5 protein-coding genes are annotated in these 4685 nt (G+C 72.0%); 3 read left to right on the top strand and 2 right to left on the bottom strand.

Annotation, left to right across the window (positions count from 1 at the left end; genetic code table 11):
* Both CF8_RS00285 and CF8_RS00280 read right to left on the bottom strand, forming a co-directional pair.
* On the bottom strand, positions 1-589 hold a 589-nt coding region (locus CF8_RS00285; RefSeq protein ID WP_036489899.1), incomplete at its 3' end, for a M56 family metallopeptidase.
* A gap of 9 nt (positions 590-598) precedes the next feature.
* A complete protein-coding gene (locus tag CF8_RS00280; protein WP_010831143.1) occupies positions 599-967 on the bottom strand; it encodes a BlaI/MecI/CopY family transcriptional regulator in 369 nt (122 codons plus the stop codon).
* Between the two features lie 79 nt (positions 968-1046).
* On the opposite strand from CF8_RS00280, the gene CF8_RS00275 reads away from it, so the two are divergent.
* From CF8_RS00275 to CF8_RS20560, 3 genes are all read left to right on the top strand, one after another.
* Positions 1047-2486 carry a cytochrome ubiquinol oxidase subunit I gene (locus tag CF8_RS00275; protein WP_010831142.1) on the top strand — a complete coding sequence of 480 codons (1440 nt, stop codon included), beginning with the start codon at positions 1047-1049 and terminating at the stop codon, positions 2484-2486.
* A 21-nt stretch (positions 2487-2507) separates the two neighbouring features.
* Complete coding sequence (gene cydB / locus CF8_RS00270; RefSeq protein WP_010831141.1) at positions 2508-3521, top strand: cytochrome d ubiquinol oxidase subunit II; 1014 nt, start codon at positions 2508-2510, stop codon at positions 3519-3521.
* On the top strand, positions 3518-4685 hold a 1168-nt coding region (locus CF8_RS20560), incomplete at its 3' end, for an ABC transporter transmembrane domain-containing protein (RefSeq protein ID WP_036491754.1). The genes cydB and CF8_RS20560, both read left to right, overlap by 4 nt.

The following is a 4685-nucleotide window of genomic DNA, read 5'->3' as shown; positions in this document are numbered from 1 at the left end:
CGACCAGCATCCGCACCTCCTGCAGCGCCGAGGCCGACGACACCCAGCGCGGGAAGGCGCGGTGCAGCACCGAGAACGCCTCGAGCACCAGGTCGTGGCGCGCCCGCAGGTGGGCGCGCTCGTGGGCGAGCACCGCGTCGAGCTCGTCGGGCGCGAGCCGGTCGAGCGCGCCTTGCGAGACCACCACGCGTGAGGTGCGCAGCGACGGCACGCAGTAGGCCAGCGGCTGCTCCGTCTCGAGCACCGCCAGGCGACCACGCCGCCGCGTCACGAGGTCCAGCTGCTCGCGGTGGTGCCGGCGCAGGGAGCGCAGCGACGTACCGACCCGATGGCCCGCGATGGCGAGGCGCACCGCGACCACCGCGGTGACCACCAGCGCGAGCGCGGACGGCGTGCTCCAGCCGTGGGTGGTCGCGAGCGACAGGCCCGCGCCCAGCGCGGAGAGCACCGCCGCCAGCGCGACGCCCTGCCACAGCAGCATCGTCGAGAGGGGGGTACGGCGCAGCCAGCCCGCCCGCGCGAGCACGGCGGGCACCGGGCCGGCCAGGACGACGCCGAGCAGCGCCAGCACCCACGGGGTCGACTGCATGGGAGTCGCTCAGGCGCCTTCGAGCCGGGCGAGCGCCGCGCGCAACGCGGCGACGTCGTCGGGCGACGCGTCCTCGACGAAGGCGACCAGCGCGGACTGCCGGTCATGGGTGCTGAAGTCGTCGAGGGTGTCGTTCAGCAGCTCGGCGACCATCTCGCTGCGGCTGGCGCGCGGGCGGTAGAGGTAGGCCCGCCCGTCCTTGCGCTGGACGATGTGCTGCTTGCGGGCCAGCCGCTCCATCACCGTCATCACGGTCGTGTAGGCCACGTCGCGCGCCGGCGTCAGCGCGGCGTGCACCTCGCGGACGGTCAGCCACGACTCGGGGTCGGCCTCCCAGAGGACGTCGAGGACGGCGCGTTCGAGATCTCCGTAGGCCACGCCCCGAGTGTACCTACGACGCGTCACGTACTACAGTCCGTAGTACCTACTACACGTCGTCGTAGAAAACGGGTGCCCCATGGACGTCCTCGACATCGCGCGGATCCAGTTCGGCGTGATCACGGTCTACCACTTCCTCTTCGTGCCGCTCACGATCGGCGGCACGGCCCTGGTCGCGCTCCTCGAGACGTTGTGGCTGCGCACCGGCAACCGCGACTACCTGCGGCTGACGAAGTTCTTCGCGAAGCTGCTGCTGATCAACTTCGCGATCGGCGTGGTGACCGGGATCGTGCAGGAGTTCCAGTTCGGGATGAACTGGTCGGACTACTCGCGCTTCGTCGGCGACGTCTTCGGCGCCCCGCTCGCGATCGAGGGGCTGCTCGCCTTCTTCCTCGAGTCGACGTTCCTCGGCCTCTGGATCTTCGGCTGGGACAAGCTGCCGCGCGGGCTGCACAACGCCTGCATGTGGATCGTGCACCTGGGCACCCTCGCGTCGAGCTACTTCATCCTCGCCGCCAACTCGTGGATGCAGAACCCCGTCGGCTACCGCTTCAACCCCGAGTCGGGTCGCGCCGAGCTGGTCGACTTCGCCGCGGTGATGTTCAACGAGGTGCAGCTCGTGACCTTCCCGCACGTGATCGCGGCGGCCTACATGACCGCAGGCGCGGCCATGGCAGGCGTCAGCGCCTGGTTGTTCGTACGGCGCAGCGCGGACCGCGAGCTCTACCGCCGTACGATCCGGCTCGGCGCCTCGATCGCGTTGCTGGCCGGCCTCGGCGTGGCCGTGAGCGGCGACGTCCAGGGCAAGATCATGACCGACGTCCAGCCGATGAAGATGGCCGCCGCCGAGGGCCTCTACGAGACCGCCGAGACCTGTGCGCCGTTCTCCGTCTTCACCGTCGGCACCCCCGACGGCAAGCGCGAGAAGTTCGCCGTCACCGTGCCGTGCCTGCTGTCCTTCCTCGGCACCGGCGCCTTCGACGGCAAGGTGCAGGGGATCAACGACCTGCGGGAGGAGTACCGGGAGACCTACGGCCAGGACCCGGGCGCGACCTACTACACGCCCGGCGACTACACGCCGGTCATCCCCATCACCTACTGGACCTTCCGGTTCATGATCGGCCTCGGACTGGTCGCGGCCGCAGGCTCGGCGCTGCTGCTCTGGCTGACCCGACGTGGTCGCACCCCCAGCGCCCGCTGGCTCGGCACGGTCGGGATCGGACTGCCGCTGGCGCTGCTGGGCGCCAACTCGTTCGGGTGGATCTTCACGGAGATGGGTCGCCAGCCGTGGGCGGTCTTCGGGCTGATGACGACCGAGCGGGCCGTCTCCCCCGGCGTCTCGGTCGCCGAGGCCGCGACCTCGCTGGTCGTGCTGACGCTCGTCTATGCGGTGCTCGCCGTGATCGAGGTGCGCCTGCTCGCGACCACGATCCAGCACGGCGCCGACCCCTTCGTCGAGCCCCCGGACCCCGCCCTCGGCGAGCGGTCCGACGACGCCCCGCTCGCCTTCGCCTACTAGCACCCTGAACTGGAGACCGACATGGAGCTCACCACCGTCTGGTTCGTCGCCATCGCCTTCTTCTGGGTCGGCTACTTCGCCCTCGAGGGCTTCGACTTCGGGGTCGGGATGCTGCTGCCGGTGCTCGCGAAGGACGACACCGAGCGCCGGGTCATGATCAACACCATCGGCCCGGTCTGGGACGGCAACGAGGTCTGGCTGCTGGTCGCCGGCGGCGCGACGTTCGCGGCCTTCCCGCACTGGTACGCCACGCTCTTCAGCGGCTTCTACCTGCCGCTGCTGCTGATCCTGGTCGCGCTGATCGCGCGCGGCGTGGCCTTCGAGTACCGCCACAAGCGGCACGACGCCCAGTGGCAGTCGCGCTGGGACACCGCCATCACGTTCGGCTCGCTGGTCCCGGCCGTGCTGTGGGGCATCGCCTTCGCCAACCTCGTCGCGGGTGTGCCGATCGACGCCGACAAGGAGTTCACCGGCGGCCTGCTCACCCTGCTCAACCCGTTCGGGCTGCTCGGCGGGCTGGTCACGCTGTCGCTGTTCATCACCCACGGCGCGACCTTCATCGCGCTCAAGACGGCCGGCGACATCCGCGTCCGCGCCCGCGACCTCGCCTGGCGCAGCGGCCTGGTCGCGATCGTGCTCACGATCTTCTTCCTCACCTGGCTGCAGGCGAAGACCGGGTCACCGGCCTCGGCCGCGGTCTTCGCGGTCGCAGCGCTGCTGCTCGTGGTCGGGGTGCGATCGGCGTACGTCGGTCGCGAGGGGGTGTCCTTCGCGGGCACCTTCGGCGCGATCGCGCTCGCGGTGACCGGCATGTTCGTCGCGCTCTTCCCCGACGTGATGCCGTCGACGACCGACGTCGCCTTCAGCCTCACCACGACCAACGCGGCGGCGACGGACTACTCGCTGACGATCATGACCTGGGCCGCCGCGATCTTCACGCCGATGGTGCTGGGCTACCAGGCGTGGACCTACTGGGTCTTCCGCCAGCGGATCGGCACCCACCACATCCCGACGGTGGAGCTGGCAGCGAAGTGAAGCCCCTCGACCCGGCGCTGCGCTCGCACCTCGCCCCGGCGCGTGGGCCCCTGGTCCTCGCGACAGCCGCGAGCGTGCTCGGTGGAGTGCTGCTGCTCGGGCAGGCCTTCGCCGTCGCCGCGCTGGTCGTGGCCGTCGCCCGGGGCGAGTCGGTCGCGGGCGCTGCGCTCGCGACGGTCGCGGTGTTCACGGCCCGAGCCGCGACCGGCCTCGTCGTGGACCTCGCGACCGCCCGCGCGGCGGGCCAGGTCTCGACCGCGCTGCGTGGCCGGGTGCTGCGCGCGAGCCTCGGCGACCCGCGCCGGACCGGCGAGCTGGCGGTGCTGCTCACCCGCGGGCTGGCCGCGACGGAGCCGTGGTTCACGCGCTACCTGCCGGCGCTGGTGGTGGCGGGCGCCGTACCCCTCCTCACCGTCGCGACCATCGCCTGGCTCGACCCGTTGAGCGGGTTGATCGTGGTGCTGACGGTGCCGCTGGTGCCGGTGTTCGCGGCCCTGGTCGGTATGGCGACGCGCGACCGTGCGCAGCAGCAGTGGCGGCTGCTGCAGTCGCTCTCAGGACACTTCGTCGACGTCGTCCGCGGGCTGCCGACGCTCGTCGCGCACCGTCGCGCGAGCGCGCAGGTCGACACGATCCGCTCGGTCACGCACCGGCACCGGATCGCCAGCCTGGCCACGCTCCGGCTCGCCTTCGCCTCGTCGGTCGTGCTGGAGCTGCTCGCCACGCTCTCGGTCGCGCTCGTCGCGGTCTGCGTGGGACTGCGGCTCGCGGCCGGCTCGATCGACTTCCCGACCGCGCTGGTCGTGCTGCTGCTCGCGCCCGAGGCCTACTGGCCGCTGCGCCGCGTGGGGGCGGAGTTCCACGCGGCGGCCGAGGGGGCGGCGGCGTTCGCGTCGGCGGACCTCGCGCTCTCCCCATCTGCTCCGTCGGGTGCTGGCCACGCCGCGCACGAGGTCGGCGTCGTGCTCGACGACGTCACCCTCGGGTGGGGCGGCGCGCCCGTCGTCGCCGGCCTGAGCGCCCGCTTCGGGATCGGCCTGACCGCCGTCGTCGGGCCGTCGGGCTGCGGCAAGTCGACGCTTCTGGCCGCGATCGCCGGCGAGCTGACGCCGGCCGCGGGCGCGATCCGGGTGGCCGGGCACGGCGACCCGGCGCAGTGGCGGG

It is taken from the genome of Nocardioides sp. CF8 (assembly GCF_000389985.1).
GTDB lineage: Bacteria > Actinomycetota > Actinomycetes > Propionibacteriales > Nocardioidaceae > Nocardioides > Nocardioides allogilvus.
This window is presented reverse-complemented; position numbering and strand designations above follow the sequence as displayed.

Bases quoted from the DNA above. Each gene is read 5' to 3' on its own strand.
- cydB (WP_010831141.1), top strand. From the start codon at position 2,508: ATGGAGCTCACCACCGTCTGGTTCGTCGCCATCGCCTTCTTCTGGGTC.
- CF8_RS00275 (WP_010831142.1), top strand. From the start codon at position 1,047: ATGGACGTCCTCGACATCGCGCGGATCCAGTTCGGCGTGATCACGGTC.